Source organism: Pseudomonas sp. NFXW11 (assembly GCF_049887815.1).
GTDB lineage: Bacteria > Pseudomonadota > Gammaproteobacteria > Pseudomonadales > Pseudomonadaceae > Aquipseudomonas.
This window is the reverse complement of sequence record NZ_JAGEKI010000015.1, coordinates 104,115-129,925: the sequence shown is the minus strand read 5'-3', so window position 1 is coordinate 129,925 and position 25,811 is coordinate 104,115. Positions and strand designations below refer to the sequence as shown.

The following is a 25,811-nucleotide window of genomic DNA, read 5'->3' as shown; positions in this document are numbered from 1 at the left end:
ATCGGCTGACGACCGGGTCACAGTTTTGCGACCGATGGCTCAAGTCGCCCATGCCGCAGCCGACAGCCTGCTGACAGGAGACCTATAACATGCTGCCACCGATGCTTCCCTTGAGTGCCGTGCCCATCACCGCCCAGCAGGACCCGATCCGGCAGCGCCCGGATATCCCGCCGGTAGTGCCGGTGCAGGAAAGCTCCAGCGAAAGCACCATCGACCTGCAAAAGCGCGACGCCGAGCAATCGGCCCTGTTGCTGCGCGAGGAGCAGCAGCGCCAGCAGGAACGTCAGCGTCGCCAGCGCGAGGCCGAGGACGACCCCGAACAGCACCTGGCCGTGCCCGGCGACGAACTCAACGCCGACAATACGGTGCCGGTGGCGCCACTGATCGAAGGCGCCCCGCGCCAGGGCCTGTGGGTGGACGTCGAAGTCTAGCCCCGGGGCCTATCCCGCCAGTTCCGCGAGCGTCTGCAGCAGGCGTTCGACTTCCGCTTCCGTGTTGAAGTAACTCAGGGCAATCCGCGCGATGCTCTCAAGCCCCCTGGCCTGCATGTCTAGCGGGGTGTAGGCGACGCCATTGGCGCCGATATTGATCCCACGCCGGGCCAGCTCCGTCTTCAATGCAAAGCCATCCCAGCCCTCCAGGGTAAAGGCGATCAGCGCGGATTTGCCGGTGCTGCTGCCCAGGTCTTGAAGCTGTACGCCCGGTAGACGCTCGAGGCCCTGGCGGACCCTGTTGGCCAGCAGGGCGATCCGCTGCTCGATGGCCGGCAGGCCAATTTCCAGCAATTCCTCCAGGGCCTGGCCCAGGCCGGCCAGCAACACCAGCGACACCTCGCTGGTTTCAAAGCGCCGGGCATCTTCGCGCAGGCTGAAGCCCTGGCCGTTCCAGGGCGCAGACAAGACATCCCGTGGCGGTGGGCTCAGTTGGTCAAGAAAGCCCGGCCTGATATAGAGCAGGGCGGTGCCGCGCGGGCCGCGCAGGTATTTGCGCCCGGCACCCTTGAGCACATCGCAGTGCAGGGCCTGGACATCGCAGGAAATCTGCCCCAGGGCCTGGCCGGCGTCGATAAAGTAGGGAATGCACCATTGCCGGGCCAGGCGCCCAATGGCGGCGGCCGGATTGATCAGCCCGCCATTGGCCGGTAGCCAGGTCAGGGCGATCAGCCGCACACGCGAATCGAGCATGGCTTGCAAAGCCTCCACGCACACTGCGCCGTGACGGTCGCAGGGAATCACTTCCAGCTGCGCGCCAGCGGCCACGGCCGGGGCCATGCAGGCCAGATTGCCGCCCCATTCGTGGCGCCCGACCAGAATCCGCTCGCCGGCCTGCCAGGGGCCCAGGGCGTTGAAGGCCATGCCCCAGGCCGCCGAGCCGCTGCTGGCGAAGGCAATCGCCGCAGCTTCGGTATTGAGCAGGCGGGCCGCGGCTTGGCGCGCCTGCTCCTGCAGTTGGGCGCCGCCGATAGCCGCTTCCATGGGTCCTTGGCTAGCCTCGCGCTGCAACTGCCCGAGCATCGCGTCCAGGGTGCCCTGGCTGGGCAACGAAGCACCGGCATGATTGAAGTGGCAGACCTGGGCGCAACCCGGGGTCACCGCCCGCAACCGGGCCACATGCTCAGGGCCCAGGCTGTTCATGGCTGCAGCTCGAAGATGGCGTCGACCTCCACCGCCACTCCCGCAGGCAGGCTGGCGACGCCCACCGCGGTGCGTGCATGCCGGCCTTTGTCGCCCAGAACCTTGACCAGCAGGTTCGACGCACCATTGGCCACGCTGGCGTGGCTGGTGAACTCGGCGTTGGCGGCGATAAACACACCGAGCCGGCTGATCCGGCGCAGGCGCGACAGGTCGTCATCCAGGGCCGTCCCCAGCTGTGCCAGCAGGCCCAGGGCCGCCAGTTCCGCGGCCTGGGCGCCTTGTTCCGGCGACAGCTCTTCACCAAGCCGGCCGAGCAGCGCCGGTTGCCCCGCAAGCAGCGGAATCTGCCCGGAGATAAACAGCAGGTTCTGGCTGACCACATGGTTGAGGTAATTGGCGACGGGTTGGCTGGGCGGCGGCAGTTCCAGGCCCAGTTGCTGCAGGCGCTGTTGCAGGGAGTGGTGCATGGCAGGTCCTCGAAGGGGAAGGCTGGCAGCTTCGGCCTTCGCCCCGCGAGCGACAAACGGATAGATCTAATCCGACGTATCTGAATTTCTCATGGGTCGCGACCCTGCTCCAGCAGCCATTGCACCAGGCATTCCAGCGCCGGGTTCCGTGGCCCTTCGGCGGTCACCAGCCAGTAGCCGATGTCGCCGCACAGGGGCGGCAGGTCGAAGGCGTCCACCAGGCTGCCCTGGGCCAGATGACGCTGGATCAGCCGGCCTCGGCCCATGGCGATGCCCTGACCGGCCACCGCCGCTTCGACCACTATGTTGTAGTCGTGGAGCATCAGGCTGGGGTAGGTGCCAAGGTCGATGGCCTGATGCTTGCCCCAGTCGTTCCATTCGAAGGGCTGCTGGGCATGGGACATCAGCAGCGGGCCCTGGGCCAGGGCTCGGGCCTTGAAGTCGGGGCTGCACACCGGCGACAACCGCTCGCCGAGAAAGCGTTGGGCCTGCACCTGCGGCCAGTGGCCCTTGCCGTAGCGGATGGCCAGGTCGACTTCGGCCCCGGCGACGTCGGCCAGGTTGATGTCCGGGTGCAATTGCAGCTCGATCTGCGGGTAGCGGCGACGAAAGTCTGCCAGGCGCGGCGCCAGCCACAAGGTGGCGAAGGAGGCCAGCAGGCCGACGCGCAGCACGCTGCCTGAGGTCGGGGCCAGCAGTGCCTGGGTGGCTTGGGCGATCTGCTCCAGGGCCGGGCGGATTTCCTGGTAATAGCGGGCGCCGCTGGCGGTCAGGTCGATGGCGCGGGTGCGCCGCACGAACAGGCGTTGCCCCAGGTGCTGTTCGAGCTTCTGTACCTGATGGCTGATGGCGCTCTGGCTCACGCACAGTTCCTGGGCCGCCTTGATGAAGCTCAGGTGCCGGGCCACGGCTTCGAACGCGCGCAGGGCCAATAGCGGCGGCAGGTGCTTGGGCATTTCCACTGGCGGGTTCCTGTGGGGCAAAGGCCCATTGTGCGGATAAAAAAAGTTTCCGGCAGCGACTTTATTGCGCGCTGGCGAGTCTGATCACTGGTCAGGTGCGGCCGCACGCCGCATTATTGGTCCATTCGCCAGGGCGCGGCTTCACGCGCAACCTATTGCCATCGAACCCAGTGATACGAACCATGAGCCAAGACACCAAGCTGATCGACCTGAACGCCGAGCGCAGCAAGCGCGTGCATGACCTGAACGAGAAACGCCTGAACGAAGTACGCCAGGCTTTCGAGCAAGCCATGCCCTTGGGCAAAGCCAAGAAAAAGCCGAAAAACAAACCGAAAAAGCGCTGAATCGGGCGCTTTCTGTTGATACAGGTCAGTTATTCCCCCTTCCTCGCGCCCAGCCATGGGCGACATTGACCCCGGTCAATTTCCCACCCCGCCTCTTTGGTTAACTTAGCCCCATCGCAACAGGGCAAGAGCAGGAGGCCAGTCATGTTTTTCGACAATGTGGTGATCGCCGGAGTGCTGACAGTCGGCCTCATGGTTCTGTTTTTCGCAGGGTTTGGATTCTTTATCTGGAAAGACGCAAATAAACGGAAAAAACCCTAAGTCTCTCCAGGGCAACGAGCACGCAAGGCATTTTGGGCAACTTCGGTTGCCCTTTTTTTTGCCCGCAGAAAAGTTCGCAGGCATAAAAAAAGGTGCGTCCCTAGGGCCGCACCTTTTTTATTGCCAGGCTGGGTATCAGGTTCCCAGGGCCTTGGACGCCAGCCAGAACAGGCCGGCCGACAGGGCCACGGTGGCCGGCAGGGTCAGCACCCAGGCCAGCAGGATGGTCTTCACCGTGCCGCCCTGCAGGCCGCTCTTGTTGGCGACCATGGTGCCGGCCACGCCGGAGGAGAGCACGTGGGTAGTCGACACCGGCAGGCTGAAGATGTTGGCCAGGCCGATCAGGCCGGCGGCGGTGATCTGTGCCGACATGCCCTGGGCATAGGTCATGCCTTGCTTGCCGATCTTCTCGCCGATGGTTTGCACCACGCGCTTCCAACCGATCATGGTGCCCAGGCCCAGCGCCAGGGCGACGGCCAGGATCACCCAGAAGGGGGCGTATTCGGTGGTGGCGGTCAGGTCCTTGCGCAGCTTGTCCAGGTCGGCCTTCTCACGGGCGGCGAGGCCAGGCAGCTTGCCGACCTTCTTCGCCGTGTCGTCCAGGCACAAGAGGTAGCGGCGCACTTCGATGCGGCTTTCCTGCGGCAGCGAATGGTAGTCGGAAACACCCTTGAGGCTGCCCAGCAGGGCGGCGATGGTGGGTTCGGTCTGCTGCGGGTTGCAGCGGAACTTGCCCGGCAGGTCGTCTTTCACGCTTTTGCCCAGGGCCAGGAACTCGCCCAGGGAGTCGTGGTTGCGCTGGTAGAACTGGCTCAGGTGCAGGGTGGCGTCGCGAGTCCGCTCGATCTGATAGGTGGTGCTGTTGAGATCCAGCACGAATTGCGCGGGGACGATACCGATCAGCACCAGCATGATCAGGCCGATACCTTTCTGACCGTCGTTGGAACCGTGGACAAAGCTCACGGCCATGGCCGAGATCACCAGCACCAGGCGGTTCCAGAAGGGCGGATGCTTCTTGTCGTCGACCTTGCGGCGTTGTTCCGGGGTCTTGTGCATCTTGGAAATCGGCCGCCACCACTTCAGGCCGATCAGCACCAGGGCGGCAATCAGGAAGCCGGCCATCGGCGAGAACACCAGGGAGGCACCGATATCGATCGCCTTCTGCCAGTTCACGCCATCGGCCAGGGGAATGTCATTGAGCAGGGCGTTGGCCAGGCCGACACCGAGGATCGAACCGATCAGGGTATGGGAACTGGAAGCCGGAATGCCGAAATACCAGGTGCCCAGGTTCCAGGCGATGGCCGCGGCCAGCAACGAGAAGACCATGGCCAGGCCATGGCCGGTGTTGACATTGATCAGCAGCTCGACCGGCAGCAGGTGGACGATGGCATAGGCCACGCCGACGCCGCCCAGCAGCACCCCGAGGAAATTGAACACACCGGAAAAGAACACGGCCAGGTGCGGCGGCATGGCCTTGGTGTAGATAACAGTGGCAACCGCATTGGCGGTGTCATGAAAGCCGTTGATGAACTCGTAGGCAAGGACAAAAGCCAGGGCGAGCAAGAGGCTCACAAGCACCCAAGCATCCAGTCCGCTGAATAAATCGATCATGAAGGTTTTCTGACCCGGTCATAAGGGGGCGCGATTATGCCAGAAAACCCTGGTAATCAACGCACAAGGTGCTGGTCGGTAACATTCTTCAACGAAAAAGCTGACCGGGAGCAGAGTTTCTGCCGATCCCCCTTGCCGAGGGCAAGCCATTGAGTTTATTGGGCCAAAGCCCGATGGGCAGGCTGGCTGTCGGGGATTGGGGTGCTTCAAACAAGCGTATGAAATTTCAACGAAAGGGCCTGCCGGGTACCTGTCCTCGTGGCCGGTAGCACGAGGCGGTGATGAGCCCGGGATAGCGAGCAGCAAGGTTCTGCCTGGCCGCCGGGGTTACCGCGCGGACCACAGAGCAAGCCCATTCAAGGTCAGGTCGTCAGCCTTCTGGCTGCTCCGGCCGGAGCTCTTTTTCCATCTTTTGCAGTTCTTGATTGAATGCCTGATCACGAACGCTCGCGCGTTTGCGCCAGGGTTTGCGTTCGGGTTCAGGTTGCGCGGCATAAAGGGTGATCTCGCCGCCGTAAACATCCTTGTAACGTTGTTCCTGGCGCTCAAGTTCCACGCGCAGTTCGTCTTTCGTCACAGTGTTACCTAATTGAATGAAGGTTCATTCCGGTGTAACGCATTGCCTGCAGGCAACTCTGAAAAGTCGGGGTCATAACCTTCCTAGGTTCTGGTTCCGCTTCTTTGAGGGTTGCCTCTTGATGCATGCGGCCACGTCACCGGATGCAAGTCACTGTCGTAGCTACAGTGTTCGTTAATGCAAGTGGATAGGCAGGATCTGCTTTGAGGTCAAGCGCTTGCGGCTGGTGATCGATTGCCGTTCCATTCACCCGGGTCGGGTGCAGAGAAACTGCCTGTTGATTTTCCACTGGGTCAGTATAGCCGCGGCAGAGAATAACTCTATTGGCGACAAGTTAGAAACAGGCGTCTTTAGTGTGAGGCTTTTGTTTCAGGCAAGTTTGAGGCTTTTGCCTGGGGAGCTTGCCGTCTTGCCAACGATCGCTGCAACTCCATTGAGGGGATATGTAGTTCTTGATGCAAGTGAGTGTAAGAAACTCTGCTTTAACCCTCTTGCCGATTGCGATTATTCCTATGAGTTTTTGCAATAAAGGACGTAGGACGATACCTCGCCAGCGGATTGCGATTATCGGTCGCCGGTTCGATAATCGCCCGAAGTTGTAGCCAGCGGCTTGTGCTGTGTCTCCCGCAGGGCTTGTAATACGGCAGAACTCCGTCGCAGAGAAGCACCCATGAACGATCAGATGCGTAATTCCTTTACCTCAGTGGCGCCGCCCATCGTGGCCTCCGCGGCGAAGAGGATTCAGGCACTGACGGGCGACCCCGACTTCATGACCTCCCTGGCTCGCGGGCTGGCCGTGGTCCAGGCCTTCCAGGAGCGCAAGCGTCACCTGACCATCGCGCAGATCAGCCACCGCACGGAAATTCCCCGGGCAGCGGTGCGGCGCTGCCTGCACACCCTGATCAAGCTGGGTTACGCCACCACCGACGGGCGTACCTATTCGCTGTTGCCCAAGGTGTTGACCCTGGGCCATGCCTACCTGTCGTCGACGCCCTTGGCGGTTTCTGCGCAACCCTACCTGGACCGCATGAGCGAACAGCTCCATGAAGCCTGCAACATGGCCACCCTGGAGGGCGATGACATTCTCTATATCGCTCGTTCTGCCACCACGCAGCGGCTGATCTCGGTGGACCTTTCGGTCGGCGGCCGGTTGCCGGCCTATTGCACTTCCATGGGCCGCATCCTGCTGGCCGCCCTGGACGATTCCTCGCTGCAGGAATACCTCGAACATGCCGACCTGCAGGCCAAGACCAGCCGTACCCTGCACACGCCAGAGGCCCTGCTTGAATGCCTGCAGCAAGTGCGTCAGCAGGGTTGGTGCATCGTCGACCAGGAACTGGAACAGGGCCTGCGTTCCATCGCCGTACCGGTGTACGACGCCTCGGGCCAGGTGCTGGCGGCGCTGAACGTCAGCACCCATGCCGGCCGGGTCAGCCGCGCCGAGCTGGAACAGCGCTTTCTGCCCGGGTTGCTAAGCGCCAGCCGCGACCTGAGCGCCCAGCTGTTCGCTTAAGCTGTTCGATAAACGCACAGATCCGCCGTTGCCGAATTGACGCTGTTTCCCTTGGCTCTTTAATGTCGCGGCAGCGTCATCGGCGGCGAACGGGCATTGCCCGCCCGCAGTCGATGGCCCGACCCATAATAAAGAAGAGGCCAGCCCATGAGCGTTTTCCCCCTGTGTCGTTGCCGCGACCGTTCCTGCCGTCCCGCTCGAATCGCCTGACTCCACCACGCTTGCTCCCGATCTGACCAACCCTTGGCGGCCTCTGCTCGCCTGCGTTTTAGTGTGGATATAAAAATAATGAACCAGCCTCAATCCGCTGTAGGGAACTGCCTCGATGTGCAGTCCTTGATCAATGGCCAGCCGCTTTCCAGCTATCAGTGGCGGGTGGTGATCCTGTGTTTCCTGATCGTCTTCCTCGATGGCCTGGACACCGCCGCCATGGGCTTTATCGCCCCGGCGCTGTCCCAGGACTGGGGCATCGACCGCGCCAGCCTCGGCCCGGTGATGAGCGCCGCGCTGATCGGCATGGTATTTGGCGCCCTGGGTTCCGGGCCCCTGGCCGACCGCTTCGGCCGCAAGGTGGTGCTGGTGTGGGCGGTGCTGCTGTTTGGCGCCTTCAGCCTGGCTTCGGCCTACAGCAGCAATGTCGACCAGTTGCTGGTGCTGCGGTTTCTCACCGGCCTGGGGCTGGGGGCGGGTATGCCCAACGCCACCACCTTGCTCTCGGAATACACCCCCGAGCGCCACAAGTCGCTGCTGGTCACCAGCATGTTCTGCGGCTTCAACCTGGGCATGGCCGGCGGCGGCTTTATTTCCGCCAAGCTGATCCCGGCCTTCGGTTGGCACAGCCTGTTGCTGATCGGCGGCATTCTGCCGTTGATCCTGGCCCTGGTGCTGGTGCTCTGGCTGCCGGAATCGGCGCGCTACCTGGTGGTGCGCAACCGTGGCACGGACAAGGTGCGCAAGACCCTGGCCCCCATCGCCCCGGCCCTGGTGGGCGAGGCCGGCAGCTTCAGCGTGCCGGAGCAGAAGACGGTGAAGGCGCGCAATGTATTTGCGGTGATCTTCTCCGGCACCTACAGCCTCGGCACCCTGTTGCTCTGGCTGACCTATTTCATGGGCCTGGTCATCGTCTACCTGCTCACCAGCTGGCTGCCGACCCTGATGCGCGACAGCGGCGCCAGCATGGAGCAAGCGGCGTTTATCGGCGCGCTGTTCCAGTTTGGCGGGGTGCTCAGCGCGGTCGGGGTGGGCTGGGCCATGGACCGTTTCAATCCGCACAAGGTGATCGGCTGTTTCTACCTGCTGGCCGGGGTCTTTGCCTACGCCGTGGGGCAGAGCCTGGGCAATATCACCCTCCTGACCACCTTGGTGCTGATCGCCGGCATGTGCGTCAACGGCGCGCAATCGGCGATGCCCTCCTTGGCCGCGCGTTTCTACCCGACCCAGGGGCGCGCCACCGGCGTGTCCTGGATGCTCGGCATCGGCCGTTTCGGCGCCATTCTCGGCGCCTGGATGGGGGCGACCTTGCTGGGCCTGGGCTGGAACTTCGAGCAGGTGCTCAGCGCCCTGGTGATTCCGGCGGCACTGGCCACCACCGCGGTGGTGATCAAGGGCATGGTCAGCCATGCGGATGCAACCTGAGGGCAGTGGCAAGCGGCAAGTCTGTAGCTGCAAGCCTTTGGCTGCGGCTACAGGAGCCGTTTTGCGCGGAAAGGAGCAGATCGATAGCCCTGCAACAATGCGTTCGATTATCGAACGCTTAGTCGATTATCGGATTGTTTGGGGTTTTGCCGCGGCTTAATCTTCAGTCACTGCGGCGCGCCCAGAGCGCCTTTTCTCCAGTCGCTGAACAACCACCGGGAGACCCCACCCATGGCTGCAATCCTTTCGCTGCACGAGGCGGTGAAGCAGTTCATCAACGACGGCGACACCGTCGCGCTCGAAGGCTTCACCCACCTGATTCCTACCGCTGCAGGTCATGAAATCATTCGCCAGGGCAAGAAAGACCTGACCTTGGTACGCATGACGCCTGACCTGATCTACGACCAGTTGATAGGGGCCGGTTGCGCGCGCAAGCTGATTTTCTCCTGGGGCGGCAACCCGGGGGTGGGTTCCCTGCATCGCCTGCGCGACGCGGTGGAAAAGCAGTGGCCGCAGCCTCTGGAGATCGAGGAGCACAGCCACGCCGACCTGGCCAATGCCTATGTCGCCGGCGCTTCGGGTCTGCCCTTTGCCGTGTTGCGGGCCTATGCCGGCTCCGACCTGCCCAAGGTCAACCCGCTGATCAAGAGCGTCACCTGTCCCTTCACCGGTGAAGTGCTGGCGGCAGTGCCTTCGGTACGCCCGGATGTCACGGTGATCCACGCACAGAAGGCCGATCGCAAGGGCAACGTGCTGTTGTGGGGCATTCTCGGGGTGCAGAAAGAGGCCGCTTTGGCCGCCAAGCGCTGCATCGTCACGGTGGAGGAAATCGTCGACGAGTTGAATGCGCCGATGAACGCCTGCGTATTACCGACCTGGGCCCTGAGCGCGGTCTGCCATGTGCCCGGTGGCGCCCACCCGTCCTACGCCCACGGCTATTCCGAGCGCGACAACCGCTTCTACCAGGCCTGGGACCCAATCGCCCGCGACCGTGAAACCTTCACCGCCTGGATCAATGAATACATCCATGGCAGCGCCGATTTCAGCGAATTCCAGGCCAAGCTGGCCGCAGCTTCGGAGGCCCAGTAATGACCTATTCCACCAGTGAAATGATGACCGTGGCCGCCGCCCGCCGCCTGCAGAACGGCGCGGTGTGCTTTGTCGGCATCGGCCTGCCGTCCAAGGCCGCCAACCTGGCGCGCCTGACCTCGTCGCCGGATGTGGTGCTGATCTACGAATCCGGGCCGATTGGCGCCAAGCCCAGCGTGCTGCCACTGTCCATCGGCGATGGCGAACTGGCGGAAACCGCCGACAGCGTGGTGCCCACCGGCGAGATCTTCCGCTACTGGCTGCAGGGCGGGCGCATTGACGTGGGCTTCCTTGGCGCGGCCCAGGTCGACCGTTTCGGCAATATCAACACCACCGTGGTCGGCGATTACCACCGGCCCAAGGTGCGCCTGCCGGGGGCCGGCGGTGCGCCGGAAATTGCCGGCTCGGCGAAAAGCGTGCTGATCATCCTCAAGCAGTCCTCGCGTTCCTTCGTCGACAAGCTGGACTTCATCACCTCGGTCGGCCATGGCGAAGGCGGCGACTCACGCAAGCGCCTGGGCCTGCCCGGCGCCGGCCCGGTGGGGATCATCACCGACCTGTGCATCATGGAGCCGGAAGCCGGCAGCCATGAATTCATCGTCACCGCACTGCACCCAGGGGTGACCCGCGAGCAGGTGGTGGCCGCCACCGGCTGGCCGATTCGCTTTGCCGAGCAAGTGACCGAGACTGCGGCACCGACCGCGATCGAACTGCGCGCCTTGCGTGACCTGGAAGCGCGCACCGCCGCAGCCCACGGCCAAGCCCCGGGAGAAGCCTGATGCGCGACGTGTTTATCTGTGATGCCATCCGTACCCCCATCGGCCGCTTTGGCGGTGGCCTGGCGACAGTGCGCGCCGACGATCTGGCGGCGCTGCCAATCAAGGCCCTGATGGCGCGTAACCCGTCGGTGGACTGGAGCGCGGTGGATGAGGTGTTCCTCGGTTGCGCCAACCAGGCCGGTGAGGACAACCGCAATGTGGCGCGCATGGCGCTGTTGCTTGCGGGCCTGCCGGACAGCGTGCCGGGGGTGACCCTGAACCGTCTCTGTGCCTCGGGCATGGAGGCCATCGGCACGGCGTTCCGCGCCATCGCCAGTGGCGAGATGGAGCTGGCGATTGCCGGCGGCGTCGAATCCATGTCCCGCGCGCCCTTTGTCATGGGCAAGGCGGATGCCGCCTTCTCGCGCAACATGCAACTGGAAGACACCACCATCGGCTGGCGTTTCATCAACCCGCTGATGAAGGCCCAGTACGGCGTGGACGCCATGCCGCAGACCGCCGACAACGTGGCGGATGACTACCAAGTGTCCCGCGCCGACCAGGACGCCTTCGCCCTGCGCAGCCAGCAGCGCACCGCCGCAGCCCAGGCCGCCGGCTTCTTCGCCGAGGAAATAGTCCCGGTGCGCATCGCCCACAAGAAGGGCGAGAGCCTGGTGGAGCGGGACGAACACCCTCGTGCCGACAGCAGCCTGGAAGCTCTGGCCAGGCTCAAGCCGGTCAATGGCGCAGGTAAGACCGTCACTGCCGGCAATGCCTCGGGGGTCAACGACGGCGCCGCAGCGCTGATCCTGGCATCGGCCGAGGCGGTGCAGAAACACGGCTTGACCCCGCGTGGGCGAGTCCTGGGCATGGCCAGTGCCGGTGTGGCGCCACGGGTGATGGGCATCGGCCCGGTGCCGGCGGTGCGCAAATTGATGGCGCGCCTGGAGCTTGTCATCGGCGACTTCGACGTGATCGAGCTCAATGAAGCCTTCGCCAGCCAGGGCCTGGCGGTGCTGCGCGAGCTGGGGCTGGCGGACGACGCGCCCCAGGTCAACCCCAATGGCGGAGCCATCGCCCTGGGCCATCCCCTGGGCATGAGTGGCGCACGCCTGGTGCTCACGGCCTTGCATCAATTGGAGAAGAGCGGCGGCAGAAAAGCCCTGACCACCCTGTGCGTGGGGGTTGGCCAAGGCCTGGCCCTGGCCATCGAACGGGTTTGATGATGGTTTGCCCTGCAAGCGCCACGGCGTTTGCGGGGCCCCGTTGCGCGGACTGCGGAACGGGAATGTTGCCAAGTGTGTCTAGACTCACACTGTCCCCCACGAGTGAAAAACCATGACAACAACTACAAGTCACTACACCGGAGAGGAACGCAGCAAAAGGATCTTTGCGATTGTCGGTGCATCGTCCGGCAACCTGGTGGAATGGTTCGACTTCTATGTCTATGCCTTTTGCGCCATCTACTTCGCCCCGGCCTTCTTTCCCTCGGACGACCCCACGGTACAGCTGCTCAATACCGCCGGGGTGTTCGCCGCCGGCTTCCTGATGCGGCCCATCGGTGGCTGGCTGTTCGGCCGGGTTGCCGACCGCCATGGGCGCAAGAACTCGATGATGATCTCGGTGCTGATGATGTGCGCCGGCTCGCTGGTCATCGCCTTCCTGCCGACCTACGCCAGCATTGGTGCCTGGGCACCGTTCCTGCTACTGGTGGCGCGGCTGTTCCAGGGCTTGTCGGTGGGCGGCGAGTACGGCACCACCGCCACCTACATGAGCGAAGTGGCGCTCAAGGGCCAGCGCGGTTTCTTTGCTTCCTTCCAGTACGTGACCCTGATCGGCGGGCAGTTGCTGGCGGTGCTGGTGCTGGTGATCCTCCAGCAGTTTCTCGATGAGGCCGAGCTCAAGGCCTGGGGCTGGCGCATTCCGTTCGTGATCGGTGCCATCGCCGCTGTGATCTCCCTGCTGCTGCGGCGTTCGCTGAAGGAAACCACCAGCCGGGAAACCCGCGAGGACAAGGATGCCGGCAGCATCGCCGCGCTGTTCAAGCATCACTCGGCGGCCTTTATCACGGTGCTGGGCTACACCGCCGGCGGTTCGCTGATTTTCTACACCTTCACCACCTATATGCAGAAGTACCTGGTGAACACCGCGGGCATGCACGCCAAGACCGCCAGCTATGTGATGACCGGCGCGTTGTTCCTCTATATGTGCATGCAGCCGCTGTTCGGCATGCTGGCGGACAAGATCGGCCGGCGCAGTTCCATGCTCTGGTTCGGTGCCCTGGGCACCCTGTTCACCGTGCCGATCCTGCTGACACTGAAGACCGTTACCAGCCCGTTCCTGGCCTTCGTGCTGATTACCCTGGCGCTGTCCATCGTCAGTTTCTACACCTCCATCAGCGGCCTGGTGAAGGCCGAGATGTTCCCGCCGCAGGTGCGTGCGCTGGGGGTGGGCTTGGCCTATGCGGTGGCCAATGCGATCTTCGGTGGTTCGGCGGAGTGGGTGGCCCTGAACTTCAAGAACATGGGCATGGAAAACACCTTCTACTGGTATGTCACGGTGATGATGGCGATTGCCTTTCTGTTCAGCCTGCGCCTGCCGAAGCAGGCGGCGTACCTGCATCACGATCTTTGATCCGTCGGCTGGCGCCCATTGCGGGCGCCGGCTGGCTAAGGACTCTTAATGACCCAAGCTGCGAGCAACCAGTTGTTCGATGCCTACTTTACGGCCCGGCCCATGCGCGAGGTGTTCTGCGACCGGGGCCGGCTCCAGGGCATGCTCGACTTCGAAGCAGCCCTGGCCCGGGCCGAGGCGCGAGTCGGGCTGATTCCACCGAGCGCGGTGGCGTCGATCGAGGCCGCCTGTCGTGCCGAGCTCTACGATTTCCAGGCCCTGGGCCAGGCCATCGCCACTGCCGGCAACTCGGCGATTCCCCTGGTCAAGGCCCTGGGCCGGGAGATCGCCAAGAGCGATGCCGAGGCCGAGCGCCATGTGCACCTGGGGGCCACCAGCCAGGATGTGATGGACAGCGGGCTGGTGCTGCAACTGCGCCGCGCCCTGGAGTTGCTGGAGCATGACCTGCAGCGCCTGGGAGAAATCCTCGCGACCCAGGCCCAGCGTTACGCCGATACGCCGCTGGCCGGCCGTACCTGGTTGCAACATGCCACGCCAGTGACCCTGGGCATGAAGATCGCCGGCTGGCTCGGCGCGCTCAGTCGCAGCCGCGAGCGCTTGCAGCAACTCAAGCCGCGCCTGCTGGTGCTGCAGTTCGGCGGCGCTTCTGGAACCCTGGCGGCGCTGGGGCAACAGGCGCTGCCAGTTGCCCAGGCCCTGGCCGAGGAGCTGCAACTGAGCCTGCCGGAACAGCCCTGGCACACCCAGCGCGATCGCCTGGTGGAGTTCGCTTCGGTGCTGGGCTTGGTGGCCGGCAGCCTGGGCAAGCTGGGGCGGGATATCAGCCTGCTGATGCAGACCGAGGTGGCGGAAGTCTTCGAGCCTGCAGCGGCGGGCAAGGGCGGTTCCTCCACCATGCCGCACAAGCGCAATCCGGTGGGCGCGGCGGTACTGATCAGCGCCGCGACCCGGGTACCGGGGCTGGTGTCCACCCTGTTCGCCGCCATGCCCCAGGAGCATGAGCGCAGCCTGGGGTTGTGGCACGCCGAATGGGAAACCCTGCCGGAGATCTGCTGCCTGGTGTCCGGTGCCCTGCAACAGGCCTTGCTCCTGGTTGAAGGGCTGGAGGTGGACAGTGCGCGCATGGCGCGCAATCTCGACCTGACCCAGGGCCTGGTACAGGCCGAAGCCGTGAGCATTGCCCTGGCCCAGCGCCTGGGACGGGAAACTGCCCATCACCTGCTGGAACATTGTTGCAAGCGCGCGGTGGCCGAACAGCGCCACCTGCGTGAAGTATTGGCGGACGAGCCCCAGGTCTGCGCCGAATTGTCGGCGGCGCAGCGGGAACGCCTGCTGGACCCGGCGCATTACCTCGGTCAGGCCCGAACCTGGGTCGAGCGCGCGGTGGCCGAACATTTTGCCTTGAAGAGCTGAAGGAGACTGCTGTGGGATTGGTAAAACTCGCCGAGGGCGATCTGCACTATCAACTTGAAGGCCCAGAGGGTGCGCCGGTACTGGTGCTGTCCAACTCCCTGGGCACCGATCTGCATATGTGGGACCCGCAGATGCCGGCCTTCACCCGGCATTTCCGGGTGCTGCGCATGGACACCCGCGGCCATGGCCGCTCCCTGGTCAGCGCTGGGCCCTACAGCATCGAGCAACTGGGCCGGGATGTGCTGGCGCTGCTTGATGCCTTGGATATCCAGCGTGCGCATTTCTGCGGCCTGTCCATGGGCGGCATGATTGGCCAGTGGTTGGGGATCAACGCCGGCGCGCGCCTGCACAAGCTGGTGCTGTGCAACACCGCGGCGAAGATCGGCGACCCATCGGGGTGGAACCCGCGGATCGAGACCGTGTTGCGCGATGGCCAGGCGGCCATGCTGGCGCTGCGCGATGCCTCCATTGAGCGCTGGTTCACCCCCGACTATTCCGCCGCCCATCCGGACCAGGTCACGCAGATCACCGATATGCTCGCCGCCACTTCACCGCAAGGTTATGCCGCCAACTGCGCGGCGGTGCGCGATGCGGATTTTCGCCAGCAACTGGGGGCGATCCAGGTGCCGACCCTGGTGATTTCCGGTAGCGACGACGCCGTAACCCCGCCTTCCGGTGGGCATTTTATCCAGCAGCGGGTGGTGGGGGCCGAGTACGCCGAGTTCTATGCCGCGCACCTGTCCAATGTCCAGTCCGGCGACGCTTTCAGCGAGCGGGTGGTGGATTTCCTGCTGGCCTGACTGTCGCTTCAAGGAGCTTTTTCGTGGACGAGAAACAACGTTATGCCGAAGGCATGCAGGTACGCCGCGCAGTACTGGGCGATGCCCATGTGGACCGCAGCCTGAATGCCCTGAACGAGTTCAACTCGGAGTTCCAGGAAATGATCACCCGGCATGCCTGGGGCGATATCTGGACTCGCCCGGGCTTGCCGCGGCATACCCGCAGCCTGATCACCATCGCCATGCTGATTGGCATGAACCGCAATGAAGAGCTCAAGTTGCATCTGCGAGCGGCGGCCAATAATGGCGTGAGCCGTGGCGAGATCAAGGAAGTGATCATGCAGAGCGCCATCTACTGCGGCATACCGGCGGCCAATGCCACCTTTCATTTGGCCGAATCGGTGTGGGACGAGCTGGGCACGGAGTCACGTCTGTAACAAGGGGCCTGTCGCTTGGGCGGCGTGGTCCTCGTTCGCGAGCAAGCTCGCTCCTACAAAGAAGCGGACTTGCCGGCGAAGTGGCCCGTCAGCCGGGAGCTGTCACAGCAGGCTCAAGGGATAGCTGACGATCAGGCGGTTCTCGTCGAACTCGTTGTTGCTGAAGTCCCGGCGCATGCTGGAGTTGCGCCATTTCAGGTTGAGGTTCTTCAGGGTGCCGCTCTGCACCGTGTAGCCCAGCTCGCTTTCCCGACCCCATTCCTTGCCGTCGCTGACCGTGGTGGTGTGCACGTTGCTGCCGCTGATGTAGCGGTTCATCAAGGTCAGGCCAGGCACCCCGAGGGCGGCGAAGTTGTAGTCATGGCGCAGTTGCCAGGATTTCTCCTGGGCATTGTCATAACTGGAGTTGTAGCTGTCGTTGGCCAGGGTGCCGCCGCTGGTGCCGTTGACCCGCATCCAGGCGCTGTTGCCGGTGAGCTTCTGCAGGCCGACATAGAAGGTGTTGCCGCCGTACCTGGCCGAGAGCAGGCCGGACCAGGTGCGGTTGTCCAGGTTGCCGGCGCGGGCGCTGCCGTCTTCCTTGCCGTAGAAAAAGCCCAGGTTGGCGCCCAGGGTCCAGTCGCCCAGGGGCTGGCTATGGGTGAGGTTGACGAACTGCTGGCGGTAGATGTCCTTGAGCTGGGCATTCCACAGGCCGACCTGGGTGCGCTTGTCGTTAAAGGCATATTCCGCCCCCTGGAAGTTGAAGCGGTCGGACGTGAAGGCCGCTTTGCCGAACATCGTCATGTCGCTCATGCTGCTGTCGTCACGCGGGCTGTTGCCGCGGAACTGGCCACCGTAGAGGGTCAGGCCGGCGATTTCCTTCGAGGTGATCTGGCCGCCGCGGAAGGTCTGCGGCAGCGAACGACCATCGTCCGAGCGCAGGATTGGCAGCACCGGCATCCACTCGCCCACCTTGATCTCGGTCTGCGACAGCCGCGCCTTGAAGGCCACCCCCAGGCGACCGAAGTTGTCCGCCGGGCGGCCGTCGTGGTCCAGGGGCAGCAATTGGGTGCCGCCAGTGCCCTTGCCGCCATCGAGCTTCAGCGAGTACAGCCCCAGCACGTCCATGCCGAACCCCACAGTGCCCTGGGTGAACCCGGACTTGGCATCGAGGATGAAACTCTGGGTCCATTCCTCGGCCTTGCCCTGGGCCTTGCTCGGGTTGGTGAAGTTGCGGTTGATGTAGAAGTTGCGCAGGTTGAGGTTGGCCTGGGCGTCTTCGACAAAGCCCGACTCCGCGGCCAGCACCGGCCAGGCGAGGCTGCTCAGCGCCACGGCCAGGACGCTGGGCAGAAGGTGTTGTGGGTGGGCGAGTGGCTTCATTCTTCGGTCTCTCTAATTGTTAGGGGTGCAGCGATGCACTGCCGCAAAAGCTGCTGCGGCAGGGTCCGAGGTGTGCAGGGTGGGGCTGGCGAAATCAGCCGGAGCGGGCAGGGCGTGGGGGCATGGCAGCGAACCTGTTGTTATTGGAGTGTTCGGGTGCCGGGAATGGTGCGTCGCGGGTCAGGGGGCAGGCAATTGGCTGGGGCGCTTTGTGGGCGATGATCGAACACAAATGGCCCGCTCCATACCCATAAAAAAACCCACCTTGCGGTGGGTTTTTCATTCAGCTCGGACAGGCCTCAGAACAGATGCAGCGCCGGGGCTTTTTCTGCCAGGGGCTGGTTCTTCGCGCTTTGCTCGCTCCAGCCACCGCCCAGGGACTTGTACAGGTTGACCTCGCTGGTGAGCTGCGCCAGGCGATCGGTGATCAGCGCCTGTTGCGCACTGAACAGCGAGCGCTGGGCATCGAGGAAGGTCAGGTTGCTGTCGACCCCGATGCGGTAGCGGCGCTCGGCCAGGCGGTAGTAGTCCTGGTTGGCGTTGACGAAATCTCGCTGGGCCTGCAACTGCTGGTTGTAGGTCTGGCGTGCGGCCAGGCCATCGGAGACTTCCTGGAAGGCGGTCTGGATGGACTTTTCGTACTGCGCCACGCTGATGTCTTTCTGGATCTTGGAGTAGTCCAGGCTGGCCCGCAGGTTGCCGGCGTTGAAGATCGGCAGGTTGATCTGCGGTTGGAACAGCCAGGTGCCCGAGCCGCCCTTGAACAGCCCCGAGAGATCCGGGCTCAGGGAGCCGGCGTTGGCGGTCAGGCTGATGCTCGGGAAGAACGCTGCCCGCGCTGCGCCGATGTTGGCATTGGCCGCCTTGAGCTTGTACTCGGCCTCGAGGATATCCGGGCGCCGTTGCAGCAGCTCCGACGGCAGGCCGGCCGGCAGTTCGCTCAACAGTTCGGCCGACAACGGCTGGGCTTTTGGCAGGTTGCTCGGAATCGCCGCGCCCAGCAGCAGGGTCAGGCTGTTTTCGTCCTGGGCCACCTGGCGGGTATAGCGCGCCAGTTGCACCCGGGCGTTTTCCACCGAGGTGCGCGACTGGCTCAGGTCCAGGGCCGAGGCCACGCCCACTTCGTTGCTGCGCGAGGTCAGCCGGTAGCTTTCCTCGTAGGCACCCAGAGTGTCCTGGGTCAGCTTCAGCAGTTCCTTGTCGGCCTGCCAGGTCATGTAGGCGTTGGCCACGCTGGCCACCAGGCTGATTTGCGTGCTGCGTCGCGCCTCTTCACTGGAGAAGTAGGTTTGCAACGCCTGCTCGCTCAGGCTGCGCACCCGGCCGAACAGGTCCAGCTCGTAGGCGCTGACGCCCACGGTGGCCGAGTACTGGCTGGTGATGCCGGCTTCGCCGGTCTGCGACATGCGCGCCGGGGTGCGTTGGCGGCTGCCGCTGGCATTGGCCGAAACCGCGGGGAACAGGTCGGCCCGCTGGATCTGGTATTGCGCGGCGTAGGCGTCGATGTTGAGTGCCGCGACCTTGAGGTCGCGGTTGTTTTCCAGCGCGGTCTGGATCAGTTGCTGCAGCGCCGGGTCGTGGAAGAACTGCCGCCAGCCCTGTTCGGCGGCCGCCACGTTGGCGGCCTCCTTGGGCGAGTAGGCAGGGCCTTGGGGGAATTGCGCCGCCACCGGCGCTTCCGGTCGCTGATAATCCGGTATCAGCGAGCAACCACTTAGCGCGATGGCGGTGATTGCCAGGGAGAGTAGCGACTTGCTCATTGGCCAGCCTCTTTAGGAGTTGCAGTAGTTTCTGACAGGTCCGCTTTCCTGCGGCCCATGGACGATACGGTGACGAAGAACAACGGTACCCAGAAGATCGCCAGGATGGTAGCGGTGAGCATACCGCCGATGACCCCGGTGCCGATCGCATGCTGGCTGCCTGAACCTGCGCCGGTGGAGATGGCCAATGGCACCACACCGAGGACGAAGGCCAGGGAGGTCATGATGATCGGACGCAGACGCATGCGGCACGCCTCGATCGCCGCGTCCACCAGACTGCGGCCCTGCTCATGCAGTTCCTTGGCGAACTCGACGATCAGAATGGCGTTTTTCGCCGCAAGACCGATGGTCACCAGCAGGCCCACCTGGAAGTACACGTCGTTGGACAGACCCCGCAGGCTGGTGGCCATCAGCGCACCGATGATCCCCAGGGGCACCACCAGCATCACCGCGATCGGAATCGACCAGCTTTCATACAGCGCCGCCAGACACAGGAACACCATCAGCAGGGACAAGGCGTATAGCGCAGGTGCCTGGGAGCCCGACAGACGTTCCTCGTAGGACAGACCGGTCCAGGAGATGCCCACACCCGGCGGCAGCTTGGCGGCCAGGGCTTCGACTTCGGCCATGGCCTCGCCGGTGCTGTAGCCAGGGGCCGGGGCACCCAGCACTTCCACCGCTTCCACACCGTTGTAACGGGCCAGTTTCGGCGAACCGTAGACCCAGGTGCCCTTGGCGAAGGCGGAGAACGGCACCATGGTTCCGGCGCTGTTGCGTACGTACCACTTCTTCAGGTCTTCGGGGCTCATGCGAGCACCGGGCTGACCCTGGATGTAGACCTTCTTCACTCGACCGCGGTCGATGAAGTCGTTGACGTAGCTACTGCCCAGGCCGATCGACAGGGTGTTGTTGATGTCGGTCAGGGTCACGCCCAGGGCGCTGGCCTTCTCGTCATCGATTTCCAGCTGGTATTGCGGCTCATCATTCAGGCCGTTCGGACGCACCTGGGACAGCACCTTGCTCTGGGCCGCCATGCCGAGGAACTGGTTGCGCGCAGCCATCAGTTTTTCGTGGCCGATGCCGGCGCGGTCCTGGAGGAACACGTCGAAACCGGTGGCGTTACCCAGCTCCAGTACCGCTGGCGGGGCGAAGGCGAACACCATCGCGTCACGGAAGCTGAAGAAGTGTTGCTGGGCGCGGGCCGCCAGGTTGAACACGCTGTCCTGCGCCGAGCGTTCATGCCAAGGCTTGAGCATGATGAAGGCCATGCCCGAGCTCTGGCCGCGACCGGCGAAGTTGAAGCCGGTGACGGTGAACACCGAGGCGACGGTGTCCTTCTCCTTGTCCAGCAGGTAGGAACGCATTTCATCCACCACCACCTGGGTGCGCTCGGCACTGGAGCCGGCCGGGGTCTGTACCTGGGCGAACAATACGCCCTGGTCTTCTTCCGGCAGGAACGCGGTGGGGATGCGGGTGAACAGCCAGATCATGCCGAGCACGATCAGCGCATAGGCCAGCAGGTACGGCACCTTGTGGCGCAGCATGTTGCCAACGCCGCGCTCGTAGCTTCTCACGCTGCGATCGAAAGTGCGGTTGAACCAGCCGAAGAAGCCGCGCTTCTCGTGATGCTGGCCGGGAACCACAGGCTTGAGCATGGTGGCGCACAATGCCGGGGTGAAGATCAGGGCCACCAGCACCGACAGGGCCATGGCCGAAACCACGGTGATCGAGAACTGCTTGTAGATCACCCCGGTAGAGCCGCTGAAGAACGCCATCGGCAGCAGTACCGCAGACAGCACCAGGGCAATGCCCACCAGTGCGCCCTGGATCTGCCCCATGGACTTTTTCGTCGCTTCCTTGGGTGACAGGCCTTCCTCGTGCATCACCCGCTCGACGTTTTCCACCACCACGATGGCGTCGTCCACCAGCAAGCCGATGGCCAGCACCATGCCGAACATGGTCAGGGTGTTGATGCTGAAGCCGGCCGCCGCGAGGATGCCGAAAGTACCCAGCAGTACCACCGGCACCGTCATGGTGGTGATCACCGTGGCGCGGAAGTTCTGCAGGAACAGGAACATCACCAGGAACACCAGGACGATCGCTTCCACCAGGGTCTCGACCACACCCTTGATGGATTCGGTCACCACCGGCGTGGTGTCGTAGGGGAATACCACCCGCATGCCTTGCGGGAAGAAGGGTTGCAGGTCGTTGATGGTCTTGCGCAGCGCCTTGGCGGTATCCAGGGCGTTGGCGCCGTTGGCCAGTTTCACCGCCAGGCCGGATGCGGGGCTGCCGTTGAACTGGGCGCTGATGGCGTAGTTCTCGCCACCCAGGCCGACGTCGGCGACGTCACCCAGGCGCACCTGGGAGCCGTCCTTGTTGACCTTGAGCAGAATCGCCTTGAACTGCTCGGCAGTCTGCAGGCGGGTCTTGCCGATGATGGTGGCGTTGAGCTGGGTGCCGGGCAGGGCAGGCAAGCCACCCAACTGACCGGACGAAACCTGGACGTTCTGCGCCGCTACCGCGGTCTTCACGTCCACTGGGGTCAAGTTGTAGTTGTTCAGCTTGGCCGGGTCGAGCCAGATCCGCATGGCGTACTGGGCACCGAACACCTGGAAGTCACCGACGCCCGCGGTCCGCGAGATCGGGTCCTGCATGTTCGACACGATGTAGTTCGACAAGTCGTCCTTGGACATGCTGCCGTCCTCGGACACCACGCCGATCACCAGCAGGAAGTTCTTCACCGCCTTGGTCACGCGGATACCCTGTTGCTGCACTTCTTGCGGCAGCAGCGGGGTGGCCAGGTTGAGCTTGTTCTGTACCTGAACCTGCGCGGTGTCCGAGTTGGTGCCCTGCTCGAAGGTCGCGGTGATGGTCATGCTGCCGTCGGAGTTACTTTCCGAGGACACGTAACGCAGGTTGTCGATACCGTTGAGCTGCTGCTCGATCACCTGGACCACGGTGTCCTGCACGGTCTGTGCGGAAGCACCTGGGTAGGTGACCGAGATGGCGATCGCCGGCGGGGCGATGCTCGGGTACTGGTTGATCGGCAATTTGAGGATCGATAGAGCCCCGACCAACATGATCACCAGGGCTATTACCCAGGCGAAGATCGGACGGTCGATAAAGAATTTCGACATGGTTTACTCCCCTTTGCCGCCTGCAGCTTTGTCAGTTGCCTGTGCAGGGGCCGGGTTCTTCGCTGCTACGTTGGTGGCTTCGCTGGCCTTGACCTCGATGCCGGGCTTGACGAACTGCAGGCCTTCGGTGATCAGTCGGTCGCCGGCTTTCAGGCCATCTTCCACCAACCACTGGCTGCCGACGGTGCGGCTGGCCTTGAGTTGACGCAGTTCGACCTTGTTGTCCGGGCCAACCACCAGGGCGGTGGGGGTGCCCTTGAGGTCGCGGGTCACGCCTTGCTGAGGCGCGAGGATGGCGGCGCTGTTGACCCCGGCTTGCAGCTGGGCATGCACGAACATGCCTGGCAGCAGAGTGTGCTGGGGGTTGGGGAACACTGCGCGCAGGGTCACCGAACCGGTGGTTTCATCCACCGAGACTTCGGAGAACTCCAGCTTGCCGTCGAGCTTGTACTGGCTGCCGTCTTCCAGGGTCAGTTTGACCTTGGCGGCGTTGTCGCCGACTTTCTGCAGGCGCCCGCTTTCCAGCTCGCGACGCAGTTCCAGCAGCTCCACGGAGGACTGGGTCACGTCGACATAGATCGGGTCCAACTGCTGGATCACCGCCATGGCGGTGGCTTGACCGTTGCTCACCAGGGCGCCTTCGGTCACCGAGGAGCGACCGATACGGCCGGTCAGGGGCGACAGCACCTTGGTATAGCGCAGGTTGATCTGGGCGTTTTGCAGGGCGGCTTCCGATTGCAGGCGGTTGGCCACGGCGGTGTCGTATTCCTGGCGGCTTACGGCCTGCTCATTCACCAGCTGCTTGTAGCGGTCGGAAATCGACTGAGTGGATTGCAGATTCGCCTGAGCACTCTTTAGCGTTGCCTCATAGATCGACGGATCGATCTGATAGAGCTGCTGACCTTCCTTAACATCTCCGCCTTCCTTGAACAGGCGCTTGAGAATAATCCCGTTTACCTGTGGGCGAACTTCGGCGATGCGGTACGCGGTGGTCCGTCCCGGGAGTTCGGAAGTCAAGGTAAAGGCTTGTGGTTGCAGGGTGACGACACCGACCTGAGGGGCTTGAGGGGCGGGCGCCGCCTCTTCCTTTTTACATCCGCTGAGCAGCGATGCCAGGGCGACGGCAGTGACCAGAGCGGTAACAGCTGGCTTGAGTTGCATGAAGATCCTCGGGTCAGGCACGCAAGATGCGCACAAGAAAAGTGGAAGGGTAAAAAGAGTTGGCTGAGTGGATAAGTAGCTTGCTAAGGAATATACTTACGTTCACGGTTGTTTGTAAATACCCTGGCCGCGTACCCATCCGGTTACAAAAGCCCCCATAGGTGGTGAATTGTAGGCTGGGCAAAAGGCCCTCGAGAGGCCGTTCCATATTTATTCAGAAGGTCTTCATGCATCGCTGAAAGATCCTGATCGAGGTTTTACTGCCATGGTCCGTCGTACCAAAGAAGAAGCACAAGAAACCCGCAAGCAGATACTCGAAGCGGCCGAAAAAGCCTTTTACGAGCGGGGTGTGGCGCGTACTACCCTGGCCGACATCGCTGCTCTGGCGGGAGTGACGCGGGGTGCCATCTACTGGCATTTCAGCAACAAGGCCGATCTGGTGCAGGCCATGCTCGACAGCCTGCGCGAGCCGTTGGATGAGATGGCGGCCGCTAGCGAAAATGTAGATGAAATGGACCCACTGGGCTGGATTCGCAAACTGCTCATTCATTTGTTTCATCAAGTTGCCCTGGACCCGAAAACCCGACGCATCAATGAAATCCTGTTTCATAAGTGCGAATTCACCGATGAAATGTGCGATCTGCGGCGCCAGCGTCGCACGGCCAGCCTGGACTGCAACGCCCATATCGAACTGGCGTTGCGCAATGCCGTGAATCGTGGGCAGTTGCCCGAGAATCTCGACACGGCCAGGGCGGCGATCTCCCTGCATGCCTATATCGACGGCATTCTTTACCAATGGCTGCTGGCCCCGGAAAGCTTCGCCCTGCATACCGAGGCAGAGCGCTGGATCGACATCGGGCTGGACATGCTGCGCCTGAGCCCGAGCCTTCGTCATTAAGACAAAATGCGTAATTGAGTCCAGTTGTGTCAACACTTATGGCGGGCGTGCTTCACGCCATCGGCCGTCCCTGAGCCGCCGGAGTGCTTTTATATACGGGCGGGCGGCATCTTGATAGATAGCGAGCTACGTATTTTGTAGGGATTTTGTTGCGGGTGTGTGAACGAGTGTGAGCCCTGCACCATCGTCATCTCATGCATCGGCATCCTTGCCGATCCCGAGCGCTAATACGCAGACAATAAAAAAGCCCCGGCTCAAACGAGCCGGGGCTTTTGCTTGTCGCTTACCACTTGCCGCTTGCGGCTGGGCTGTTACAGCGTCGGGTAGTCGATGTAGCCCACTGGGCCCTTGGCGTAGAAGGTTTCCGGATGGGGTTCGTTCAGGTCTGCATCGGCCTTGAGGCGAGCCGGCAGGTCGGGGTTGGCGATAAAGGGCACACCGAAGGCCACGGCGTCGGCCTTGCCGCCGGCCAGCCAGGCATTGGCGCTGTCCTTGGTGAAGCGCTCATTGGCGATGTAAGGGCCGCCGAAGGCTTCCTTCAATTGCGGGCCCAGGCTGTCGGCGCCTTCTTTCTCCCGGGCGCAGATAAAGGCGATGCCGCGCTTGCCCAGTTCCCGAGCCACATAGGTGAAGGTTTCCGCCAGGTTGCTGTCGCCCATGTCGTGCAGGTCTGCGCGGGGTGACAGGTGCACGCCCACTCGGCCGGCGCCCCAGATCTCGATCGCCGCGTCGGTGACTTCCAGCAGCAGGCGCGCACGGTTTTCCAGGGAGCCGCCGTACTGGTCATTGCGCTGGTTGGTGCTGCTTTGCAGGAACTGATCCAGCAGGTAGCCGTTGGCCGCATGGATCTCCACCCCGTCGAAACCGGCGGCCTTGGCATTCTCCGAACCTATCCGGTAAGCGTCGACGACGTCGGCGATCTCGGCGGTTTCCAGGGCCCGCGGGGTGGGGAAGTCGGCCAGTGGACGCACTAGGCTGACATGGCCCTTGGGCTGGATGGCGCTCGGTGCCACCGGGGCTTCGCCGTCCAGGTAGGACGGATGGGAAATCCTTCCTACGTGCCACAGCTGCAGGAAGATCTTGCCACCGGCGCCGTGCACCGCCTTGGTCACGTTGGCCCAGCCACGCACCTGGTCGTTGGACCAGATGCCGGGGGTGTCCGGGTAGCCAACGCCCATCGGCGTCACCGAGGTGGCCTCACTGAGGATCAGACCGGCGGAGGCCCGTTGCACGTAGTACTCGGCCATCAGGGCATTGGGCACCCGCCCGGCATCGGCGCGGCAGCGGGTCAGCGGTGCCATGATGATGCGGTTGGACAATTGGAGGTCGCCGAGCTTGATCGGATCGAAGATCGTGGTCATGAAATGCTGCCT

Annotated in this window: 23 protein-coding genes; 13 read left to right on the top strand and 10 right to left on the bottom strand. The window is 63.3% G+C overall.

Features of this window, described 5'->3' with window-relative positions; genetic code table 11:
- Window positions 1-89 precede the first annotated feature (89 nt).
- Window positions 90-431, top strand: a complete 342-nt coding sequence (locus J4P02_RS22095; RefSeq protein ID WP_426194220.1) for an aspartate-semialdehyde dehydrogenase — start codon at window positions 90-92, stop codon at window positions 429-431.
- Window positions 432-440: 9 nt separating this feature from the next.
- Here the strand turns inward: J4P02_RS22095 and J4P02_RS22090 are convergent, their stop codons facing one another.
- From J4P02_RS22090 to J4P02_RS22080, 3 genes are all read right to left on the bottom strand, one after another.
- Window positions 441-1,634 carry an aminotransferase class V-fold PLP-dependent enzyme gene (locus tag J4P02_RS22090; protein WP_426194218.1) on the bottom strand — a complete coding sequence of 398 codons (1,194 nt, stop codon included), beginning with the start codon at window positions 1,632-1,634 and terminating at the stop codon, window positions 441-443.
- The gene (locus J4P02_RS22085; protein WP_426194216.1) at window positions 1,631-2,101 is read right to left on the bottom strand and encodes a RidA family protein; all 471 of its coding nucleotides are present in this window, start codon (window positions 2,099-2,101) and stop codon (window positions 1,631-1,633) included. The genes J4P02_RS22090 and J4P02_RS22085 overlap by 4 nt, the downstream gene beginning before the upstream one ends.
- Before the next feature lie 89 nt (window positions 2,102-2,190).
- Window positions 2,191-3,063 carry a LysR substrate-binding domain-containing protein gene (locus tag J4P02_RS22080; RefSeq protein ID WP_426194214.1) on the bottom strand — a complete coding sequence of 291 codons (873 nt, stop codon included), beginning with the start codon at window positions 3,061-3,063 and terminating at the stop codon, window positions 2,191-2,193.
- 182 nt (window positions 3,064-3,245) lie between these two features.
- Between J4P02_RS22080 and J4P02_RS22075 the strand changes: the two genes are divergently transcribed.
- Both J4P02_RS22075 and ccoM read left to right on the top strand, forming a co-directional pair.
- Window positions 3,246-3,407 carry a hypothetical protein gene (locus J4P02_RS22075; protein ID WP_426194212.1) on the top strand — a complete coding sequence of 54 codons (162 nt, stop codon included), beginning with the start codon at window positions 3,246-3,248 and terminating at the stop codon, window positions 3,405-3,407.
- A 144-nt stretch (window positions 3,408-3,551) separates the two neighbouring features.
- Entirely contained in the window at window positions 3,552-3,668 is a 117-nt protein-coding gene (ccoM, locus tag J4P02_RS22070; protein ID WP_015634423.1) for a cytochrome c oxidase subunit CcoM, read from the top strand.
- A 135-nt stretch (window positions 3,669-3,803) separates the two neighbouring features.
- Here the strand turns inward: ccoM and J4P02_RS22065 are convergent, their stop codons facing one another.
- Window positions 3,804-5,279, bottom strand: coding sequence for an inorganic phosphate transporter (locus J4P02_RS22065; RefSeq protein ID WP_426194210.1), 1,476 nt, complete (start codon window positions 5,277-5,279; stop codon window positions 3,804-3,806).
- A gap of 370 nt (window positions 5,280-5,649) precedes the next feature.
- The gene (locus tag J4P02_RS22060; RefSeq protein ID WP_426194208.1) at window positions 5,650-5,856 is read right to left on the bottom strand and encodes a hypothetical protein; all 207 of its coding nucleotides are present in this window, start codon (window positions 5,854-5,856) and stop codon (window positions 5,650-5,652) included.
- A 670-nt stretch (window positions 5,857-6,526) separates the two neighbouring features.
- Between J4P02_RS22060 and pcaR the strand changes: the two genes are divergently transcribed.
- The 9 genes from pcaR to pcaC all read left to right on the top strand — a co-directional run bounded on the left by pcaR (window position 6,527) and on the right by pcaC (window position 16,114).
- Window positions 6,527-7,369, top strand: coding sequence for a pca regulon transcriptional regulator PcaR (gene pcaR / locus J4P02_RS22055; protein WP_426194206.1), 843 nt, complete (start codon window positions 6,527-6,529; stop codon window positions 7,367-7,369).
- A 288-nt stretch (window positions 7,370-7,657) separates the two neighbouring features.
- Window positions 7,658-9,004, top strand: coding sequence for an MFS transporter (locus tag J4P02_RS22050; RefSeq protein ID WP_426194204.1), 1,347 nt, complete (start codon window positions 7,658-7,660; stop codon window positions 9,002-9,004).
- Window positions 9,005-9,235: 231 nt separating this feature from the next.
- On the top strand, window positions 9,236-10,093 hold the full coding sequence (locus tag J4P02_RS22045; protein ID WP_426194202.1) for a CoA transferase subunit A: 858 nt from the start codon (window positions 9,236-9,238) through the stop codon (window positions 10,091-10,093).
- Window positions 10,093-10,872, top strand: a complete 780-nt coding sequence (locus J4P02_RS22040; protein ID WP_426194200.1) for a CoA-transferase subunit beta — start codon at window positions 10,093-10,095, stop codon at window positions 10,870-10,872. Before J4P02_RS22045 ends, J4P02_RS22040 begins: the two co-directional genes overlap by 1 nt.
- The gene (gene pcaF, locus J4P02_RS22035; protein WP_426194338.1) at window positions 10,869-12,074 is read left to right on the top strand and encodes a 3-oxoadipyl-CoA thiolase; all 1,206 of its coding nucleotides are present in this window, start codon (window positions 10,869-10,871) and stop codon (window positions 12,072-12,074) included. The genes J4P02_RS22040 and pcaF overlap by 4 nt, the downstream gene beginning before the upstream one ends.
- A gap of 115 nt (window positions 12,075-12,189) precedes the next feature.
- Complete coding sequence (locus J4P02_RS22030) at window positions 12,190-13,485, top strand: MFS family transporter (protein WP_426194198.1); 1,296 nt, start codon at window positions 12,190-12,192, stop codon at window positions 13,483-13,485.
- Between the two features lie 48 nt (window positions 13,486-13,533).
- On the top strand, window positions 13,534-14,898 hold the full coding sequence (locus tag J4P02_RS22025; RefSeq protein WP_426194196.1) for a 3-carboxy-cis,cis-muconate cycloisomerase: 1,365 nt from the start codon (window positions 13,534-13,536) through the stop codon (window positions 14,896-14,898).
- A gap of 11 nt (window positions 14,899-14,909) precedes the next feature.
- The gene (gene pcaD / locus J4P02_RS22020) at window positions 14,910-15,698 is read left to right on the top strand and encodes a 3-oxoadipate enol-lactonase (protein WP_426194194.1); all 789 of its coding nucleotides are present in this window, start codon (window positions 14,910-14,912) and stop codon (window positions 15,696-15,698) included.
- Between the two features lie 23 nt (window positions 15,699-15,721).
- Window positions 15,722-16,114 carry a 4-carboxymuconolactone decarboxylase gene (gene pcaC / locus J4P02_RS22015; protein ID WP_426194192.1) on the top strand — a complete coding sequence of 131 codons (393 nt, stop codon included), beginning with the start codon at window positions 15,722-15,724 and terminating at the stop codon, window positions 16,112-16,114.
- Between the two features lie 102 nt (window positions 16,115-16,216).
- Here the strand turns inward: pcaC and J4P02_RS22010 are convergent, their stop codons facing one another.
- The 4 genes from J4P02_RS22010 to emhA all read right to left on the bottom strand — a co-directional run bounded on the left by J4P02_RS22010 (window position 16,217) and on the right by emhA (window position 23,540).
- Window positions 16,217-17,479: an OprD family porin gene (locus tag J4P02_RS22010; protein ID WP_426194190.1), complete on the bottom strand. Its 1,263-nt coding sequence runs from the start codon at window positions 17,477-17,479 to the stop codon at window positions 16,217-16,219.
- Window positions 17,480-17,778: 299 nt separating this feature from the next.
- Entirely contained in the window at window positions 17,779-19,239 is a 1,461-nt protein-coding gene (gene adeC, locus J4P02_RS22005) for an AdeC/AdeK/OprM family multidrug efflux complex outer membrane factor (protein WP_426194188.1), read from the bottom strand.
- Complete coding sequence (locus J4P02_RS22000) at window positions 19,236-22,379, bottom strand: efflux RND transporter permease subunit (RefSeq protein ID WP_426194186.1); 3,144 nt, start codon at window positions 22,377-22,379, stop codon at window positions 19,236-19,238. The genes adeC and J4P02_RS22000 overlap by 4 nt, the downstream gene beginning before the upstream one ends.
- Before the next feature lie 3 nt (window positions 22,380-22,382).
- Window positions 22,383-23,540, bottom strand: coding sequence for an efflux RND transporter periplasmic adaptor subunit EmhA (emhA, locus tag J4P02_RS21995; RefSeq protein ID WP_426194184.1), 1,158 nt, complete (start codon window positions 23,538-23,540; stop codon window positions 22,383-22,385).
- A gap of 265 nt (window positions 23,541-23,805) precedes the next feature.
- Between emhA and emhR the strand changes: the two genes are divergently transcribed.
- Complete coding sequence (emhR, locus tag J4P02_RS21990; RefSeq protein WP_426194182.1) at window positions 23,806-24,438, top strand: efflux system transcriptional repressor EmhR; 633 nt, start codon at window positions 23,806-23,808, stop codon at window positions 24,436-24,438.
- Window positions 24,439-24,749: 311 nt separating this feature from the next.
- On the opposite strand, the gene J4P02_RS21985 is transcribed toward emhR, so the two are convergent.
- The gene (locus J4P02_RS21985; protein WP_426194180.1) at window positions 24,750-25,799 is read right to left on the bottom strand and encodes an alkene reductase; all 1,050 of its coding nucleotides are present in this window, start codon (window positions 25,797-25,799) and stop codon (window positions 24,750-24,752) included.
- Between the last annotated feature and the right edge of the window lie 12 nt (window positions 25,800-25,811).

Excerpts from the sequence above, each read along its gene's own strand:
- J4P02_RS22095 (WP_426194220.1), top strand. The coding sequence starts at position 90 with ATGCTGCCACCGATGCTTCCCTTGAGTGCCGTGCCCATCACCGCCCAG.
- J4P02_RS22090 (WP_426194218.1), bottom strand. The coding sequence starts at position 1,634 with ATGAACAGCCTGGGCCCTGAGCATGTGGCCCGGTTGCGGGCGGTGACC.
- J4P02_RS22085 (WP_426194216.1), bottom strand. The coding sequence starts at position 2,101 with ATGCACCACTCCCTGCAACAGCGCCTGCAGCAACTGGGCCTGGAACTG.
- J4P02_RS22075 (WP_426194212.1), top strand. The coding sequence starts at position 3,246 with ATGAGCCAAGACACCAAGCTGATCGACCTGAACGCCGAGCGCAGCAAG.
- ccoM (WP_015634423.1), top strand. The coding sequence starts at position 3,552 with ATGTTTTTCGACAATGTGGTGATCGCCGGAGTGCTGACAGTCGGCCTC.
- J4P02_RS22065 (WP_426194210.1), bottom strand. The coding sequence starts at position 5,279 with ATGATCGATTTATTCAGCGGACTGGATGCTTGGGTGCTTGTGAGCCTC.
- pcaR (WP_426194206.1), top strand. The coding sequence starts at position 6,527 with ATGAACGATCAGATGCGTAATTCCTTTACCTCAGTGGCGCCGCCCATC.
- J4P02_RS22050 (WP_426194204.1), top strand. The coding sequence starts at position 7,658 with ATGAACCAGCCTCAATCCGCTGTAGGGAACTGCCTCGATGTGCAGTCC.
- J4P02_RS22045 (WP_426194202.1), top strand. The coding sequence starts at position 9,236 with ATGGCTGCAATCCTTTCGCTGCACGAGGCGGTGAAGCAGTTCATCAAC.
- J4P02_RS22040 (WP_426194200.1), top strand. The coding sequence starts at position 10,093 with ATGACCTATTCCACCAGTGAAATGATGACCGTGGCCGCCGCCCGCCGC.
- J4P02_RS22030 (WP_426194198.1), top strand. The coding sequence starts at position 12,190 with ATGACAACAACTACAAGTCACTACACCGGAGAGGAACGCAGCAAAAGG.
- J4P02_RS22025 (WP_426194196.1), top strand. The coding sequence starts at position 13,534 with ATGACCCAAGCTGCGAGCAACCAGTTGTTCGATGCCTACTTTACGGCC.
- J4P02_RS22010 (WP_426194190.1), bottom strand. The coding sequence starts at position 17,479 with ATGAAGCCACTCGCCCACCCACAACACCTTCTGCCCAGCGTCCTGGCC.
- adeC (WP_426194188.1), bottom strand. The coding sequence starts at position 19,239 with ATGAGCAAGTCGCTACTCTCCCTGGCAATCACCGCCATCGCGCTAAGT.
- J4P02_RS22000 (WP_426194186.1), bottom strand. The coding sequence starts at position 22,379 with ATGTCGAAATTCTTTATCGACCGTCCGATCTTCGCCTGGGTAATAGCC.
- emhA (WP_426194184.1), bottom strand. The coding sequence starts at position 23,540 with ATGCAACTCAAGCCAGCTGTTACCGCTCTGGTCACTGCCGTCGCCCTG.
- emhR (WP_426194182.1), top strand. The coding sequence starts at position 23,806 with ATGGTCCGTCGTACCAAAGAAGAAGCACAAGAAACCCGCAAGCAGATA.
- J4P02_RS21985 (WP_426194180.1), bottom strand. The coding sequence starts at position 25,799 with ATGACCACGATCTTCGATCCGATCAAGCTCGGCGACCTCCAATTGTCC.